Below are 16,711 nucleotides of genomic sequence, written 5' to 3' on the forward strand. Positions count from 1 at the left end.
GTCGAGCAGCAGGACGTCCTTGACCTCGCCCTTGAGGACACCGGCCTGGAGCGAGGCACCGATGGCGACGACCTCGTCCGGGTTCACACCCTTGTGCGGGTCCTTGCCGGTCAGCCCCCTCACCAGCTCGGTCACCGCCGGCATCCGCGTCGAACCGCCCACCAGAATCACGTGATCGATGTCCGACACCTTGATCCCGGCATCCTTGATCGCATTGTGGAACGGACCCTTGCAGCGCTCCAGCAGAGGCGCCGTGAGCTGCTCGAACTGTGCACGCGTCAGCTTCTCGTCCAGATGCAGTGGGCCCTCGGCCGACGCCGAGATGTAGGGCAGGTTGATCGTGGTCTCGGTCGCGGACGACAGCTCGATCTTCGCCTTCTCCGCGGTCTCGCGCAGACGCTGGAGCGCCATCTTGTCCTTGGACAGGTCCACGCCGTAGCCGTTCTTGAACTGCTTCACCAGGTGGTCGACGACCTGCTGGTCCCAGTCGTCACCACCGAGGTGGGTGTCACCGTTGGTCGCCTTCACCTCCACCAGGCCTTCGCCGATCTCCAGCAGCGATACGTCGAACGTGCCGCCACCGAGGTCGAACACAAGGATCGTCTGATCGTTCTCCTTGTCCAGGCCGTAGGCCAGCGCCGCGGACGTCGGCTCGTTGATGATCCGTAGCACCTTCAGGCCCGCGATCTGTCCCGCCTCCTTGGTCGCGGTGCGCTGAGCGTCGTTGAAGTACGCCGGGACGGTGATCACCGCGTCGGTGACGTCCTCCCCGAGATGCGCCTCGGCATCCCGCTTCAACTTCTGCAGCACCCGAGCGGAGATTTCCTGCGCGGTGTACCGCTTGCCGTCGATGTCGCCGGACTCGGGGAAACGCCAATGAGCGTCCCCCATATGCCGCTTGACCGACCGCGCCGTGCGCTCGACGTTCGTCACCGCCTGCCGCTTGGCGACCTCGCCGACCAGCACCTCGCCGTTCTTCGCGAAGGCGACCACCGACGGAGTGGTCCGCGCGCCCTCGGTGTTCGCGATGACCGTCGGCTCGCCTGCCTCGAGCGCGGACACCACGGAGTTGGTCGTTCCCAGGTCAATGCCCACTGGCCGCGCCATCGTTGCCTCCTTTGCGCGTCATCGTCCGCATGACATCGCATTTGTCATCCTTTGGACGACATTTTACAACCGGATGGAGCTGAAGCGCATGGGCAGATCGAGGAGGTGACGATGTTCTCGGCGCGGGCGAGGCGGCGGGCGGCTTTCTTGGACGAGCTCCTCCTGTTCGGTTGACGTCGACAGGGTGTCGAGCCGGTGGCTCCGGCGTGCGGGCGGGCAATGCGGGATCGGGCGTGGACGCAGCGGCTCCGGAGTGCGGTGATGTTCCGCCGGGTACACGCTGACGGCATGAGCCCGACCTGCCGATCGTCCTCGACAGGCCCTCGTCGGCCGAGTGGCGAAGGTGCACGGTCGGTTACGGGAAGGACTGAAGCACCCGCACCCCGCGCCGGGGCGCGACGAACCCGACCTGAGATGGGACCGTCATGGTTCACGGCGGCAACGTGATCGCTGAGCTCACGGCCGATCACCGTGAGTTGGAGGAGATCTTCGCCCGGATCGAGGCACAGCCCGTCGATCATCCGCAGCGGCGTGTGCTGGCGAACCGGCTGACGGCGGAGCTGGTGCGGCACTCGGTGGCCGAGGAGATGCACCTGATTCCGACTGTTCGTAAAAACGTTCGCGACGGGAAGGGGCTGGCGGCAGAGGAACTCGCCGAACACGCCCAGGTCGAGCAGCTGCTCAAGGATCTCGAAGGCATGCATGCCAATGATCCGCAGTTCGACGACACCGTCGCGAAGCTGAAGTCCGAGGTCGCCTCCCACATCGACGAAGAGGAGCACGATCTGTTCCCGAAGCTCGCGGCGTCCTGTTCCCCCGAGAAGCTGGACGAGCTGGGAGAGCTGGTGCGCCGGTCCAAGGAGACGGCCCCCACACGCCCGCACCCCCTGCTCCCCGACACCCCGCCCGCCAACAAACTGCTCGCACCCGGCGCAGGGCTGGTGGACCGCGTACGCGACCTGCTGAGCGGCCGCACCACCAAAGCCTGAAGACCCGGCCACGCCTCGCCACCCATCACCCGGACGACTGGTCCACCGGAAGGAGCATCGAATGCCGGCCCTCGAACGGATCATGCCGGTCGCCGGGGCGCCCTGCTGGGTGCACCTGATGGCACGCGATCTGCACGCGGCGCAGTCCTTCTACACCGAGGTCATGGACTGGGAATTCCGTGCCAGTACCCTCGGGAGCAACTTCTCGGTCGCCATGGCGCACGGCGAACCCGTCGCCGGAATCGGAGCCTGTTCACCCGGCGGCCCTCCCGCCGTCTGGACCCCGTACTTCGCCGTCCGCGACGCCGACGAGACCGCCGCCCGGGTCCGGGAACGCGGCGCCACGCTCGCGATCGGTCCGCTGAAGCTCGGCGCGGGGCGCGCCGCTTTCGCCGCCGACCGTGATGGGGCCATCTTCGGTTTCTGGGAGGGCCCCGCCCTGGCCTGGTCGGTGGGCCGGGGCAGCGCCCCCGCCCGGCTCGACCTGCAGACCCGCCACGCGTTCGAGGCCGCCATCTTCTATGCCGAGGTCTTCGACTGGGCCCAACCGCCCTGCGGCTGCACGGTCGACTACGCAGAGGACCATGTCCTCGTCCAGCTCGCGGGACACACCGTCGCCACCCTGCGCGGCGGAGGCATCGAAACCGCCCCGGACCCGAAGATCAGGCCCCGGTGGATCGTCGACTTCCACGTCCAGGACAGCAAAAAGGCCGCCGCGGCCGCCATCGACGCCGGGGGCGATTCCTCACCGGTTCCCTCACTCGCCGGTTCCGCGAAGGACGCCTTCGTCATCCGCGACCCGGACGGCAGCCTCTTCACCGTGTCCGACGACTGACGGGGCGGGAAACCGACTCCCGGTCCCGATCCCGGACGGCCGTCCGGCGTACTCCCGCGGTGCCCCGACGCGACCACCGGCAGAGTGGACCGAGCCCTTCAGGATCGAGACACTCAGGCCCGCGCGGCGGATTCGTAGAGGTCGAGCAGTCGGCCGCGTGTTGCGTGCAGCCGTTGGGTGAGTACCAGACCGACCCATTGGCTGATCGCGAATCCGAACTCGGGGTCCGACCGGCAGAGTGCGCGGATCTGGGACGCGTCGAATTGGTACGCGCGGACGGGGCTCACCGTCTCGGCTCCGAGCTCCCACTCGAAGGGCGGGAAGAGCCAGGACAGCCCGATCAGCTCGCCCGGCCCCAGTGACTCGATTTCCGCCCGGCGCCGGTGCGGAAGCTGTGAATCGAGGGTCACGCTGCCCGTCTTCATGATCCAGAAGTGGTCGGCAGCCGTGTGTTCCTCGAAGAGCCGGTGTCCGGCAGGGAAATAGACGTTGTCGGCAAGGCTCAGGAGATGGTCGCGGTGTACGGGCGACAGGGACGTGACTTTGAATGTGGTGGTCATCGGAGAACTCCTCCGAGGGGCGGCTCTGCGGAGGGCGGAACCTCCTGCTGCCGTACGGCGTGCCCGGCATGGCATCGCATGAGCCGGTGGGACGCGGCGTGCGATGGACATGTCCCGAGCGTGTCGGCTCGCGCGGTCACGAGGTTCTGCCGACCTCTCGTAGAGGAGTTGTTCCCCACCCACGGCAGAAGTACGCGACCAGCCGCCCGCGAGGCCGTGGTCGGCGAACGGCCGACGGCGCACGGATTACGGGAATCGTCGCCGTCCCGTACCGCTGCCGCGCTTGCGTCGGATGGCTCCATCACGGTGCGTGGCGGGTGTCGGACCGACCGTGGGCCGGGCCGCGGACGGCCGGTCCGGCACGCTCACGCGGCGGGCCCGCGGGCGATGTGCGCGACCCGCAGCCGCCTTGCCCGTACAACGGCACCGTGTCGCGGCTCGCGCCGGTGAGGAGCGGTGGCCGCCCCGGCGGAAGGGGAGCCGGTACCCCGGACACTCAGACGGTCGGCGCTCCTTCGATTCGCCGGTTGCCGCCGTTGTGCTTCTGCCACAGCCGGTAGACGTCGACGGCGGAGTCCTGCGGGTCGTAGCGCATAGGCAGCCGGCGCTGCCCGTAGTCCTTGGCGAACTCGCCGTAGAAGCTGTCGAGTTCGAAGTACTTGCGGTCGTCCACGTAGTGCGGCTTGTATGCGTCGCGGGTGGTGAGGAAGACGACCTCGTCGGGGGAGCAGTAGTACAGCGAGCCCAAGCACATGGGGCACGGATGGGCGAGTACATAGATGGTGGTGCCGACCAGGTGCTCGGTGCCGAGCTTGGTGCAGGCCTCGCGGATGGCGAGGATCTCGGCGTGGGCGGTGGGGTCGGTGGTCTGCGCGACCTTGTTGGCACTCTCGGCGAGGATCATTCCGTCCTTGGCGATGACGGTGGCGAAGGGGCGTCCGCCCTCTTCGACATTCTTGCGGGCGAGATCGATGGTGCGCTGCACGAAGTCCATGGGAAGTCCTCCGGAATGGGGTGTTCTGCTGGTGTGTTGCGTCAGGGACAACGGCGGCGGGCCGGGAATTCCGTTCCGGCCCGCCGTGTTGTGGGCCGCTGAAGCGCGGTGACGTATCGTCAGAAGGGCTTGGTGGGCAGGTACTTGCCGTCGAGGGTGATGACGGCGCGCTCGCCGCCCTCGGGGTCGGCGACCTTCTTGACGTCGAGCTTGAAGTTGATGGCGCTGATGATGCCGTCACCGAACTGCTCGTGGACCAGGGCCTTGAGGGTGGTGCCGTAGACCTGGAGCATCTCGTAGAAGCGGTAGATCGTCGGGTCGGTCGGGATGCCGCCCTCGATGGAGCCGCGAGTCGGGATGGTCTGCAGCAGCAGCACCGCGTCCTCGTCCAGTTCCAGCAGCTGCCCGACAGCCTTGGCGGAGTCCTCCGGCAGCGCGTGCTGGCCGAGAACCGCGGCGGTGACGAAGGCGACCGACAGCCCTGCGGCGTCGGCGATCTCCTGCCACGTCAGGTCCTTGTGCATCTTGGCCTGGACGGCGGCAGCGGTCACGGCCGCACGGGCGGCGGGGGAGAACTGGGCGTGAATCACGAGGGTTTCCTTTCTTGTGCGCAGGCCGAGAGAGGCTCTGCAGGTGAGGGGGAGAAGCGGCAGGGTCAGGCCGCGGAGACGCCGGGTGCGACGGCGTCGTCGAGTGTCTCGATGGCCCCGGAGGCGATGTCGAAGAACCAGCCGTGCAGGGAGAGCCGCTGATCGGCGAGAGCACGGGCCACCGAGGGGTGGGTGCTCAGGTTCTTCAGCTGAGCGACCACATTCGCGCGTACGAGAGTGGTCACCCGGGTCTCGGCCGATGCGGCGGGAGCCGCGGCCGCCCGGGCCCGGGCGGCATCCGCGTGCCGCAGCCAGTCCGCGATCATCGGTGCCGCGCTCAGGTCCTGGTCCTCGGCCAGGGCGGTCATCGCGCCGCAGGCCGAATGGCCACAGACCACGATGTCCGTAACGCCGAGTACGGCAACGGCGTACTCGATGCTCGCCGCGATGCCGTCCGCACCGGGTACGTAGGCGGGAACCAGATTGCCTGCGGTCCGGACGACGAACAGCTCGCCGGGTTCGCTCTGCGTGATGAGCTCGGGAGTCACCCGGGCATCGGAGCAACCGATGAACAGCGTCTCGGGACGGTGATGCGTGGCCAGGTGAGCGAAGAGCTTTTCCTTGGCGGGAAAGACGTCACGGCGGAATTGCGCGATGCCGTCCGAGAAGTTGTTCATTCGTCACTCCCATCGTGGCTGTCCGCCCCCAACGGGCTGACGTCATTCACCATGCATGACCCGTGCCTATAGAGTCCAAGACTTGATATCCATGGCTGCCATTGATGACATCTATACGCTGTCCTGCGGGCCGAGAGCGTTGACGTTGTGCACCGAAGCTGCGGCCCGTGCGTTCACGCAACTCGGGACCGGAGCTGCCCACCTGCTCGACCGGGCCGACTGAGGGCCCACGGCCGCGAACGCAGGCTGCTCAGGAGGAGGTTGGGGCCGTCACTGCCTGCAGCGCGAGTTCCCGGCTCCTGCGGACGTGCAGGAGGGTGATCGCCGCTGCGGCGTCGGCGTCTCCCGCGGCGATGCGTTCGTACATTTCGCTGTGCTGTGCACGCATGGGGGCGGGTTCCGTGTTCAGGCCGAACAGCAGGCGCAGTTGTCCGTTCAGCCGCTGCATCAGCTGGGCCAGCAACGGGTTGTCCGCCAGGGCCACGATCCGGTCGTGGAAGGCGGTGCCGGCGTTGTTCTCCTGTGTTCGTTCGCCTGCGGCGGCTGCGGCCTCCGCCCGGTCCAGTACGGCCCGCAGGCCCCCGAGGACGACGGAGGACTCCTCGGGGGCGGCGAGGGCCACTCGGCGGGCCGCAAGGCGTGATGCCTGGATGGCCAGCGGTTCCCACACGTCGTACAGGTGTTCCACGTCGGAGCGCTCCAGTCGGCGTACCCGCACGCCGCTGTGCGGCAGCAGGTCCAGCAAACCCTCTTCCACCAGCGCCCGCAGTGCCTCTCGCACCGGTACCCGCGACATCTGGAGTTCCTGGGCGATTTCGCGTTCCACCACGCGGGTTCCCTGGGCGTAGCTGCCGTCGATGATGCGTTCTCTGATGGCCTCGCGCGCGAGCTCGCTCAGTGGCGTACGCGATGCCGGGGCCGACGGCTGTTCTCCGTCTCCCTTCCGACTGGTGCCTGCCGTCATGTGTGCTGCCCTTCCTGTGTCCTCGCCGACCTGTCCCGGAGCTCGGGAGTCAGTGAGGTCTCGCGGGCCACGGGGCATGCCGTCACCTTATGTGTGTGGTGAGGTGACGGGGCGCGGCCGGGGCACAGGAAGGCGGGAAGGGGCCGTCAGATCAGTTTGCCGTCGCGGGCCACCACTCGGCCGCCATGCACCACCATGTCACGTGCGGGCATGTCCACCACGACCTGCGGCAGGCACTCGGCGCGCAGCAGGACGAAGTCGGCGGGGGAGCCCGGGGAGAGGTCGGCGCGGGGCAGCCGCATGACGTCGGCGCCACCGTGCGCGCCGACGTCGTAACAGGCTGCCAGTTCCTTGTCGAGGCGCACGTCCGTGATCCAGCCGAGCAGGTGCGCCCGGTGGAGCATGTCCGCGTCGCCGAAGGGGCTCCAGGAGTCGCGTACCCCGTCCGAACCGAGCCCGACCCGCACGCCGTGCTCCCGCAGCTTCGCGATCGGCAGGACGAGCGATTCGTTGGGTGCCACGGTGGTCAGGGAGATGTCCAGGTCGCCGAGGTCCTCGGCCATCCTGGCCAGTTCGGTGTCGGAGAGGCCGGGAAGGCAGAAGACGTGGCTGACGGTGACCTTGCCCTGCAGGGAGAGGGCCCGGGTGCGCTCGATGATGGCGCGCAGCACCGTCAGGCCGGTCTCGCCCCTGTCGTGGAGGTGGATGTCCAGGCCGACTCCGTATCGATCCGCGAGGTCGAAGACGAGGTCCAGCTGCTCGTCCATGGCCCGGTCGAAGCTGATCGGATCGATCCCGCCGATCATGTCCACGAGCCCGCTGCGGGCCGCCTCCTTGAGCAGCTCCGCCGTGCCGGGAGCGCGAACGACGCCGTGCTGCGGAAAGGCCACGACCTGCACGTCGAGTGCATGCCGGAGCCGTTCGCTCGCCTGCCGGACCCCCTCCAGGCAGGCCAGGCCATAGGCCGGGGCGATGTCGGCGTGGGCACGCATGGCCCGTGTCCCGCGGGTCACGGCGTGCGCCATGAGCCCGTACGCCCGCTCGGCCACCGGCCGACTCTGACTGCGGAACAACTCCGCGTCCTGGGCGGCGAAGTCGGCGATGGTGTCAGCCGGTTGGCGTGAGACCCATGAGCCGCCCCAGGTCGTCTTGTCGGGGTGGATGTGCGCGTCGATCAGAGCCGGCAGGGCGATGCGGCCGCCGCCGTCGATCACCTTGGCACCCCTGGGAGCCCGGTCGCGTGTGATGCGGCCGTCGACGACGGTGAGATCCACCGGATTTGTCGCGCCCAAGGGCCGCACATCACGGAAGACCACCGCGTCGCGCGGCAGACTCCGGGAATCGGCCCGGGCGGACTGTGCTCCCGCGGACACGGCGACACCGGTGCCGGCCAGGGCGGCCGCCCCGGCGAGGACGCCGCGGCGAGTGACTCGGCCGGGCGGCGGCGGGGCGGATTCGACACACATAAAGGCTCCTCGGCACTCGACGCACAACCAGGATCTCGTTTGTATACGAAGTCGAGAATCGAGGCAAGATCCTTCATTTGGTCGAGCACGGTATGGTCGAAGTTGTCTCGTTTGAACCATTTCATTGTACTCATTGGTATACAAAAGCCGGAAGTGGAGGATCCGGTCGGCTTCGCGGGCCGGGGGTGAGTCGTTCCGGGGAGCACGCGTCGGGGGGTGCTGCCGAGGGGGGGCGACGGTGATGCCGCAGGTCCGCGCGAACAAGGTTTTTTCATCTCTGACGAAAGCCTTGACGCCCCTGTCGAACGACTCCACGCTTCCGCCGGACGAAACCAATGGTGGGGTTGGGCGATGACCGCGACGGGTGGCGGATCCCGGTCCTCGCCACCCGTCGCCGGAATCACGGACTGACAACACGTCGAAGCTCCGGTCGTCGACGGCGACTTGATGGATCTTCCGTCCACAACCGGAGCTTCGTCCCGTCGGGTGACGGCCCGCAGGCGCCGTCACCCCGCCGCGATCAGCGGCTTCACCGGATCAACCGAACTTCGCGGCAGTGCTGCAGAGCCGGAGCCCACAGCACGACTACTCCTTGAGGTAACCCATCTTCGAGGGGCCGCCGCCGTGGCGCTCTATCGACCACATGTACTGAGTTCCCGACTTGAGGTCCCAGGTGAACGAATCGCATCCTGCGTCCCCGCCGTCGTCTTCCGACGCCAACAGGAACCAGTCGGTGTTGATGAATGCGTAGAGCTTCCCCGTGACTCCGTAGCCGTCCACCTTGTTGTCGCAGACCGAGAACGAGTCCGGTTCGGCGTCGTGGTGCTTCATGTATCCGCCGTCGATGCTGAGGACGGCGTCCGCCGCCTGGGCGGTGTTGGCGACGCCGACTACCAGGCCGATTGCCGCACATGTGGTGACGACTCGGGAAATCCATGTCCTGGACAACAGTCCTTCTCCTTCGTTCGTTCCGTTCGGGCGAAGGAAAAGTAGCTCGCTGCCCCGGTCCTCCAGGCGTCCTTCGAATCAGTCCTCCTGATCGAAACCGGTTCCGCTGCTTATGCGCTCCGGGGCTCCGGCTCAAATGTGCGAACGGATTGATCGCGTGGCCGCCTATTCTCCCCGGGCGGCGAGGATCTCCAGATAGTGGCGGTTCTGCATGATGCCGAGGATGTTGCCGAAGGGGTCGATGACCGAGGCGCCGACGAATCCCTCGCCGAACTCGCGGACCGGTTCGTGTGTTTTGGCTCCCAGGAGCAGTAGCCGGTCCAGCGCGGCTCGCACATCGTCGACGTGCCAGTAGACGACGGTGCCGGAAGGGACCGTGGGCGAGTCGCCCTCAGCTACTCCGAGGTCCTGGACGTACTCGCTGTCGAGCAGCCCCAACTCGTGCTGGTAGTCCCCGATCCGGAACTCCGCGTACCCCGGGCGAACGAAGTAGGGCTCGATGCCGAGCAGTTCGGTGTACCACTGCTTCGCGGCCGCCAGGTCCGTGGAGTGGAACCTGACGGTGGTGAGGCCTCGCAGCATCTGTGCTCCTTCGGTGAACGGCGCCGACTCATCGCGACATTGGCGCTGATACTGCCATATTTCTATCCATACCTGCAGTTAACCCCGTCGGCTGGGGTGTTCGTGTTTGGCATTCCGATCAGCAGGGGTGATCGGCGGGATGTAGCCCGGGAGTCGTTACCTCCGTAATCCTTTAGAGGGTAACAGTCCAACGGGAGGGACATCCCATGATCGCCACCGCCTCGCGCCACTACTACGAGACTCAACTGCCACTGTCCGAGGACCCGTTGCTGGTCGCAGCCCGGCTCGCCGACTCCGGACTGCACACGTCGTACGTCGTCTACGAGAACGGGGGAAGCTGGGCCTACGCGGGCGGGGTGCGCGCCGAGCTGACCCTGGACCGCGACGGCGCCCGGCTCACCCAGGAAGGGCTGCCCATGGTCGTGTTGCCGTGGAGCGGACCGCCGCTGCAACTGGTTTCCGAGCTGCTCGCCCAGGTGGAGGTCCCGCACTGGCGGGCCTACGGCTGGGCAGCCTTCGAACTGTCCTACGCCAAGGACGGCGCCCGTGAGCATCTCGGCGACCAGCGCCTGATGCACCTCGTGGTGCCGCGGGCCGAGGTCCGCTTCGGCGAGGGACACGCCCTGTTGCGCGCCGTGGACCAGGCCACGCTGGACGCGCTGATGGAGACCGTCACGGCCGGCGCACCGGCCGGCGTTGGAGATCCGCAGCCGCTGGACGTGTACGCCACGGACGGCATTCGCTACCGGGCGGCGGTGCAGCACGCGGTCGACGACATCAACGCCGGTGAGCTGCACAAGGTGATCCTCTCCAGGGTCGTCGAGGTGCCCGGCCGGACAGACCTGACCGCGACGTACGTGGCGGGCCGACGCGGCAACAATCCGGCACGCTCGTTCATGCTCAACCTCGGTGGCACCGAGGCGATCGGCTTCAGCCCGGAAATCGTCGTGCGGGTCTCCGAGGACGGGCGGGTGGTGAGCCAGCCGCTGGCCGGGACCCGGGCCCTCACCGAGGACGTCCTGGTCAACGAGAGTCTGCGGGCCGACCTCTTCGGCTCCCCGAAGGAGGTGTACGAGCATGCCATCTCGGTCAAGGTCGGGGCGGACGAGCTGATCGACGTCTGCGTCGAGGGGTCCGTGGAAGTCCCGGAGTTCATGACCGTACGCGAGCGGGGCAGTGTGCAGCACCTCGCCTCCCGAGTCGCCGGGAAGCTCGCCCCGGGCCGGCACGCCTGGGACGCATTCGGGGCCGTCTTCCCCGCCGTCACCGCCTCCGGTGTGCCCAAGGAGGCGGCCTACGACTCGATCCGCCGGTACGAGCCCGAGGCCCGCGGCCTGTACAGCGGGGCGGTGCTCACCGTGGATCATTCCGGCGCCATGGACGCGGCTCTGGTGCTGCGCAGCGCCTACCGGCAGGGCGGACGCACCTGGCTGCGCGCCGGCGCCGGCATCGTCGGACACTCCACGCCCGACCGGGAGTTCGAGGAGACCTGCGAGAAGCTCGACAGTGTCGCCCGGTTCCTGGTGCCGGAGGACCCCGGGGCGGAGCGATGAGGATCGCCGCGGACATCCAACTGGCGGGCATCGGCAGCTGGTTGCCGAACGCGGTCAGCACCGGGGAGGCGGTGGCCCAGGGTTGGTACACGCGCGCCGACCGGGAAGCGTCGGGCATGCGGGCGGTACGGGTCGCCGGCGAGCTGCCCGCCCCCGAGATGGCGGTACGCGCCGCCCGTGCCGCGCTTTACCGCAGCACCGCCACAGGGCTCACACCGGACGACTTCGGAGCGCTGCTGCACTGCGCCACGTACCACCAGGGTCCCGACGGCTGGTCCGCGCCGCACTACGTGCTGCGGCACACCCTCGACCGCCCGGTCACCGCCGCCCAGATCGGGCCCGGCTGCCTCGGCATGCTCGCCGCCCTGGAACTCGCCGCCCACCGGCTGGCCGCCGACCCGTCCAGGGACGCCGTACTGATCACCTCCGCCGACAACTTCTCCGCTCCGATGGTGGACCGCTGGAACTCCTCGAAGCTGTTCCTGCTGGCGGACGGCGGCGCGGCCGCCGTGGTCTCGCGGCGGGACGGATTCGCCCGGTTGCTGTCCCTCGGCTCCGCCTCCGCGCCGGCGCTGGAGGAACTGCACCGCGCCGGTGAACAGCTCTTCCCGCCCGGCATCACGGTCGGTCGCTCGCTCAACTTCGAGGAGCGCAGTGCCCACCTGCGGCGCCAATGGGAGCAGGGGACGGCCGCGCCGACCGTGCACTTCGGTGAGGTGGTCGCCGACACGGTCGACCGCGTCCTGGAAGAAGCCGGTACCAGCCTCGACAAGGTGGCCAGGATCTGCCACACCGGGTACGCCGAAGGAGCGCTGCACAGCATCTACCTGGCCCCGCTGGACATCGAACCGTCCATCGGAACCTGGGAGTTCACCCGCGACATCGGGCATGTGGGTGCGGCCGATCCCTTCATCGGCCTGGAGCGCCTGTGGACGCGCGGCGAGGTGGTGCCGGGAGACCGCGTGCTGCTGCTCGCGGCCGGTCCCGGCATGGAAGTCGCCTGCGCGGTCGTGGAGATCACGGCCGGCTGCTCCGACGGCCACACACCTGACCAGCCGCACGGCGGCACACCGAAGGAGGACGACCGATGATGCTCGACGGCTGTACGCCCTGGCCGGCCGCGACCGCCGCGCGCTACCGCCGCACCGGACTGTGGCGGGGCACCGACCTGGGCTCGCTGCCCCGCGCGTGGGCGGATGTGTACGGCTCCGCCACGGCCCTCGTCGCCGGCGCGGAGCGGATCAGCTACACCGAGCTGGCGGACCGGGTGGACCGCAGGGCCGCCGGGCTCGTTCGCGAGGGGGTACGGCCCGGGGACCGGATCGTGCTGCAGCTGCCCAATGCCGCGCAGTTCGTGGAGGTGGCCTTCGCCCTGTTCCGGGCAGGTGCCAAGCCGGTGTTCTCGCTCACCTCGCACCGGGCCCAGGAGGTGCGGCACCTGTGCGAACTGTCGGGAGCGTCCGGATACGTGGTGCCCGGGGTCTTCCGCGGCTTCGACCACATCGCGCTCGCCCGGCAGATCGCCGCCGAACTGCCCGGGTTGCGGCGGGTGTTCGTCATGGACGACACCGACAGCTCGGACGCCGAGGGCGTCGTACCGCTGGAGCGGGTCGATGCCGAGCCGCTGCCGCTGCCCGCGAACGACCCGTCCGACGTCGCCTTCTTCCTGCTGTCGGGCGGCACGACCGCACTGCCGAAACTCATCCCGCGCACCCACGACGACTACGCGTACCAGACCCGCACGGTCGCACAGCTCGCCGGTCTCGGCCCCGGCTCGGTCTATCTGGCCGCGCTCCCGGTGGAGTTCAACTTCACCTGGGGCTGCCCCGGGGTGATCGGCACACTGTCGTCCGGCGGCACCGTCGTGCTCGCCCCCGACCCCACCGCCGACGACTGCTTCCGGCTGATCGAGGAGGAACGCGTCACGCTGACCTCCGTGGTGCCCACCGTGGCCCGGCTCTGGCTGGAGGAACGCCAATGGTCGGACGCGGATCTGTCCAGTCTTCAGGTCCTGCAGATCGGCGGTGCCCGGCTGGAACCGGAGCTGGCCGCGCGAATCACGCCCGAACTCGGCTGCCGTCTGCAGCAGGTGTTCGGCATGGCCGAGGGGCTGCTCACCATGTCCCGCCCGGACGACGATCCGCACTCCGTGCTGCACACCCAGGGACGTCCTGTGTCGGACGCCGACGAGGTGCTGGTCGTCGATCCGTCGTCCGGCTCCCCGGTCCCGTCCGGCACCACCGGGGAACTGCTGACCCGCGGCCCGTACACCCTGCGCGGCTACTACCGCGCCCCCGAACACAACGCCCGGGCCTTCACCGAGGACGGCTTCTACCGCACCGGCGACCTGGCCAGAATCACCCCCGAGGGCCGCCTCGTGGTCGAGGGGCGGATCAAGGACGTGGTCATCCGGGGCGGCGACAAGATCGCGGCCGGTGAGGTGGAGGCCCATCTCCTCGCGGTCCCCGGCATCGCCGCCGCCGCGGTGGTGCCCGTGCCCGACGAGTTTCTCGGCGAACGGATCTACGCCTTCCTCGTCGCCCGCGAAGAGAACGGCGAAGCGCCGCCGCTGACCCTGCTCAAGGCTGCCCTGCAGCAGCGTGGGCTCGCTGATTTCAAGCTGCCGGACCGTGCCGAGTACGTGGCGGACCTGCCGCTCACACCGCTCGGAAAGATCGACAAGAAGGTCCTGTCGGCGGCTGCCGCCGACCCGGCGCGCCCCCGTGAGTGGGGGCCTGCCCGGCCCGCCCCGGCCTCCGTTGCCGCCGCACCGATACCGACGAGGTGAACGCCATGACCGTACCCACTCCTTCCCCCGCGCGGGCCCGCACCCAGCGCCGTACGACCCCCCTCTCGGCCGATGAGCTGCGGCGGGATGTGGCCAAGACGATCGGCCAGTCGCCCGACGAGCTCAGCGGCGACGCCCATCTCGTCCATCTCGGGCTCGGCTCCCTGGAGACGATGCTCCTGGTCACCCGCTGGCGCCGGCAGGGCATCCCCGTCGAGTACGCCGCCCTCACCGGCGCTCCCACCCTCGACGCCTGGCACCAGCACCTCACCGAGGCCTGGGCCGCACGCGACACGGAGGCGGCGTGATGGGCGCCCTGCTGATCCGGGGCGGGGTGCTCTACCCCGCTGACGCCACTGACCGGGTCGTCCCGGACGGCGCGGTGCTCGCCGCGGACGGAGTGGTGGTCGCCGCCGGTCCGCGCGCCGAGGTCGAGGCGGCGATCGAGCCGCACCACCGGGCCGGTCTGCGGACCATCGACGCCCAGGACCGGATGATCCTGCCCGGCTTCGTCAACGCGCACTGGCACGAGATGTTCGCGATGCGCTTTCCCTTCAAGGGGGCGCTGCGCTCCGCCTCGGACCGGGACGACAAGCCGGTGTTCATGGCCCTGGGCGGCGACGTACCCCAGATCTCCCTGGTCTTCGACGCCTTTCACGACCACGTCGACCGGCTCACCTTCGACGAGGCCCTAGCCATCGCCCGCTACTCGATGTGGACCCAGCTGCGCTCCGGCGTCACCGCATTGGGCGACATCGGCTCCCTGAACAAGCCACAGGCGTTGGCTCGGGCCGCCCGGGACCTGGGGATGCGGGTGACGGTGAGCACATGGGCCGCCGACGCGGTCTGCGCCCCCGGCGACAGCCGATTCCGGCGCACCCGCGACACGGACCTCGAACTCCAGCGCATCGAGGAGCTCCTCGACGACTGCGCGGCGCAGCCCGACGGTCTCGTGCGGGCCTGGCCCACCTCCGTCTACGGCACCAACATGAGCGATGAACTCGCGGCGGGATTCGCCGACTTGATCGCCCGATATGACGTACCGTTCGCCACCCACGTGGGCGCGCTGCGCAACGAGGCCGACGTGATGCTGGCCTACTACGGAGCCACTCCGGTGCGGCGGTTCGCCGAGGCCGGACTGCTCTCGAACCGCTTCATGGCGGTGCACTGCGGCTTCGCGGACCCGGGCGAGCGGGCGCTGCTCATCGACGCGGGCGCGCACATCAGCCACTCGCCCGCAAAGTACGGCCAGGCCGGCGAGTCCACCATCTCCGAAACCCGGGCGATCCCGGAGTTCCGGCGGTCCGGCCTGGACGTGTCGGTCTCCACCGACGGCGCGGCGGTACCCCTCGGCGGCATGCCGGAGGCGATGCGTGCGGTGTGGCAGCTCTACAACGAGATGTACGCCGACCCCACCGAGGTGCTGCCCACCGACGCCTTGGCGATGGCCACCCGGCTGCCCGCCAGGGGCCTGGACCAGGGGGACCGGATCGGCAGCCTGGAACCCGGCAAGCAGGCCGATCTGATCCTCGTCCCCGCCGGCGACTGGCGCTATCTGCTCAACCCCCGCCCCCTGGAGAGCTTCCTCTCGCTCGGCGGCTCCATGGACGTGGAGACCGTGATCGTCGCGGGCCGGGTCCTGATCGAGGACGGCCGCTCCACGGCGCTCGACGAGGAGGCCCTGGAAGCGGAGTACCTGGAGGCCCTGTCCTCCTTCACGGTGCGGTGCCTGGGCGTCGACGCCGACACGGTCGCGGCGACGCTGCGCTCGCGTACCGAAGCGATCGACCGGCGCCGCCGGGCGGCCGCCGCACATCACACGGGATGGAAGGAACGGCGATGAGCGAGGCACGGACGGACGGTACCGCGGCCCACTTCGGTGCGGCCCCGCACCGCAGGACGGCTCTCGTCACGGGAGCGGCGGGCGGCATCGGAGCGGCGGTGGCCCGCGGGCTCGCCGCCGCCGGCCACCGGGTCGCACTGCTCGACGCCGACGCGGCGGCCCTGGAGCCCCTGGTGAAGGAACTCGAGGCCGACGGAGCGACCGTGCTGGCGCTCGACGCCGACGTACGGTCCAGCGCCGAGGTGGAGGCCGCGGTGGACCGCGCGGAGTCCGAACTCGGACCGCTGGACCACCTGGTGAACGCCGCAGGCGTGCTGCGGACCGGAGAGGTCACCGGATACAGCGACGAGGACTGGGAGTTCACCTTCGCGGTCAACATCACCGGCGTCTTCCACGTCAGCCGGGCGGTCGTCGCGCGGATGGTGCCCCGCCGCTCCGGCGCCGTGGTGACCGTCGCCTCCAACTCGGCGAACGTCCCGCGTTGGAACATGGCGGCCTACGCGGCGTCGAAGGCCGCAGCGACCAGTTTCACCAGGACCCTGGGCCTGGAGGTGGCCCGGTACGGGATCCGCTGCAACACCGTCGCACCCGGCTCCACCGAGACGCCGATGCTCACCTCGATGCACCCGGAGGGCGACTTCGCCCGGCCGTCCGTCGAGGGCTCGGCCGCCACCTATCGGGTCGGGATCCCGCTCGGCAAGCTCGCTCAGCCCGAGGACATCGCCCATGCCGTGCTCTTCCTCCTCTCCGAGCACGCCTCCCACATCACCCTGCAGGACCTCGTGGTGGACGGCGGCGCCGCACTCGGCGCCTGA

Annotated in this window: 17 protein-coding genes; 8 read left to right on the plus strand and 9 right to left on the minus strand. The window is 69.2% G+C overall.

Annotation, left to right across the window (positions count from 1 at the left end):
* A partial coding sequence (locus ACZ7L9_RS26845; protein ID WP_471418980.1) for an Hsp70 family protein occupies positions 1-1,107 on the minus strand: 1,107 nt, incomplete at its 3' end.
* A 425-nt stretch (positions 1,108-1,532) separates the two neighbouring features.
* On the opposite strand from ACZ7L9_RS26845, the gene ACZ7L9_RS26850 reads away from it, so the two are divergent.
* Positions 1,533-2,096 carry a hemerythrin domain-containing protein gene (locus ACZ7L9_RS26850; protein ID WP_471418982.1) on the plus strand — a complete coding sequence of 188 codons (564 nt, stop codon included), beginning with the start codon at positions 1,533-1,535 and terminating at the stop codon, positions 2,094-2,096.
* Between the two features lie 61 nt (positions 2,097-2,157).
* Positions 2,158-2,931 (plus strand): VOC family protein, encoded by a 774-nt coding sequence (locus ACZ7L9_RS26855; RefSeq protein ID WP_471418984.1) that lies wholly within the window; start codon positions 2,158-2,160, stop codon positions 2,929-2,931.
* 113 nt (positions 2,932-3,044) lie between these two features.
* Here the strand turns inward: ACZ7L9_RS26855 and ACZ7L9_RS26860 are convergent, their stop codons facing one another.
* The 8 genes from ACZ7L9_RS26860 to ACZ7L9_RS26895 form a co-directional block, all read right to left on the minus strand.
* Entirely contained in the window at positions 3,045-3,491 is a 447-nt protein-coding gene (locus ACZ7L9_RS26860) for a Crp/Fnr family transcriptional regulator (protein ID WP_471418986.1), read from the minus strand.
* A gap of 496 nt (positions 3,492-3,987) precedes the next feature.
* Positions 3,988-4,485 (minus strand): nucleoside deaminase, encoded by a 498-nt coding sequence (locus tag ACZ7L9_RS26865; protein WP_471418988.1) that lies wholly within the window; start codon positions 4,483-4,485, stop codon positions 3,988-3,990.
* 119 nt (positions 4,486-4,604) lie between these two features.
* A complete protein-coding gene (gene cynS, locus ACZ7L9_RS26870; RefSeq protein ID WP_471418990.1) occupies positions 4,605-5,075 on the minus strand; it encodes a cyanase in 471 nt (156 codons plus the stop codon).
* Positions 5,076-5,140: 65 nt separating this feature from the next.
* On the minus strand, positions 5,141-5,752 hold the full coding sequence (locus tag ACZ7L9_RS26875; protein WP_471418992.1) for a carbonic anhydrase: 612 nt from the start codon (positions 5,750-5,752) through the stop codon (positions 5,141-5,143).
* Between the two features lie 250 nt (positions 5,753-6,002).
* A complete protein-coding gene (locus ACZ7L9_RS26880; protein WP_471418994.1) occupies positions 6,003-6,716 on the minus strand; it encodes a GntR family transcriptional regulator in 714 nt (237 codons plus the stop codon).
* 146 nt (positions 6,717-6,862) lie between these two features.
* Positions 6,863-8,182, minus strand: coding sequence for an amidohydrolase family protein (locus ACZ7L9_RS26885; RefSeq protein ID WP_471418996.1), 1,320 nt, complete (start codon positions 8,180-8,182; stop codon positions 6,863-6,865).
* 585 nt (positions 8,183-8,767) lie between these two features.
* Positions 8,768-9,130 (minus strand): hypothetical protein, encoded by a 363-nt coding sequence (locus ACZ7L9_RS26890; RefSeq protein WP_471418998.1) that lies wholly within the window; start codon positions 9,128-9,130, stop codon positions 8,768-8,770.
* A 165-nt stretch (positions 9,131-9,295) separates the two neighbouring features.
* Positions 9,296-9,712 (minus strand): VOC family protein, encoded by a 417-nt coding sequence (locus ACZ7L9_RS26895; protein ID WP_471419000.1) that lies wholly within the window; start codon positions 9,710-9,712, stop codon positions 9,296-9,298.
* 206 nt (positions 9,713-9,918) lie between these two features.
* Between ACZ7L9_RS26895 and ACZ7L9_RS26900 the strand changes: the two genes are divergently transcribed.
* The 6 genes from ACZ7L9_RS26900 to ACZ7L9_RS26925 are packed head-to-tail and all read left to right on the plus strand — an operon-like array spanning position 9,919 to position 16,711.
* Positions 9,919-11,265 carry a salicylate synthase gene (locus ACZ7L9_RS26900; protein ID WP_471419002.1) on the plus strand — a complete coding sequence of 449 codons (1,347 nt, stop codon included), beginning with the start codon at positions 9,919-9,921 and terminating at the stop codon, positions 11,263-11,265.
* A complete protein-coding gene (locus ACZ7L9_RS26905) occupies positions 11,262-12,356 on the plus strand; it encodes a ketoacyl-ACP synthase III family protein (RefSeq protein WP_471419004.1) in 1,095 nt (364 codons plus the stop codon). The genes ACZ7L9_RS26900 and ACZ7L9_RS26905 overlap by 4 nt, the downstream gene beginning before the upstream one ends.
* Entirely contained in the window at positions 12,353-14,053 is a 1,701-nt protein-coding gene (locus ACZ7L9_RS26910; protein WP_471419006.1) for a (2,3-dihydroxybenzoyl)adenylate synthase, read from the plus strand. The genes ACZ7L9_RS26905 and ACZ7L9_RS26910 overlap by 4 nt, the downstream gene beginning before the upstream one ends.
* Positions 14,054-14,058: 5 nt before the next feature.
* Positions 14,059-14,361 carry a phosphopantetheine-binding protein gene (locus ACZ7L9_RS26915; RefSeq protein ID WP_471419008.1) on the plus strand — a complete coding sequence of 101 codons (303 nt, stop codon included), beginning with the start codon at positions 14,059-14,061 and terminating at the stop codon, positions 14,359-14,361.
* A complete protein-coding gene (locus tag ACZ7L9_RS26920) occupies positions 14,361-15,896 on the plus strand; it encodes an amidohydrolase family protein (protein ID WP_471419010.1) in 1,536 nt (511 codons plus the stop codon). Before ACZ7L9_RS26915 ends, ACZ7L9_RS26920 begins: the two co-directional genes overlap by 1 nt.
* Positions 15,893-16,711 carry a 2,3-dihydro-2,3-dihydroxybenzoate dehydrogenase gene (locus tag ACZ7L9_RS26925; protein WP_471419012.1) on the plus strand — a complete coding sequence of 273 codons (819 nt, stop codon included), beginning with the start codon at positions 15,893-15,895 and terminating at the stop codon, positions 16,709-16,711. The genes ACZ7L9_RS26920 and ACZ7L9_RS26925 overlap by 4 nt, the downstream gene beginning before the upstream one ends.

It is taken from the genome of Streptomyces sp. NPDC111516, assembly GCF_055635345.1.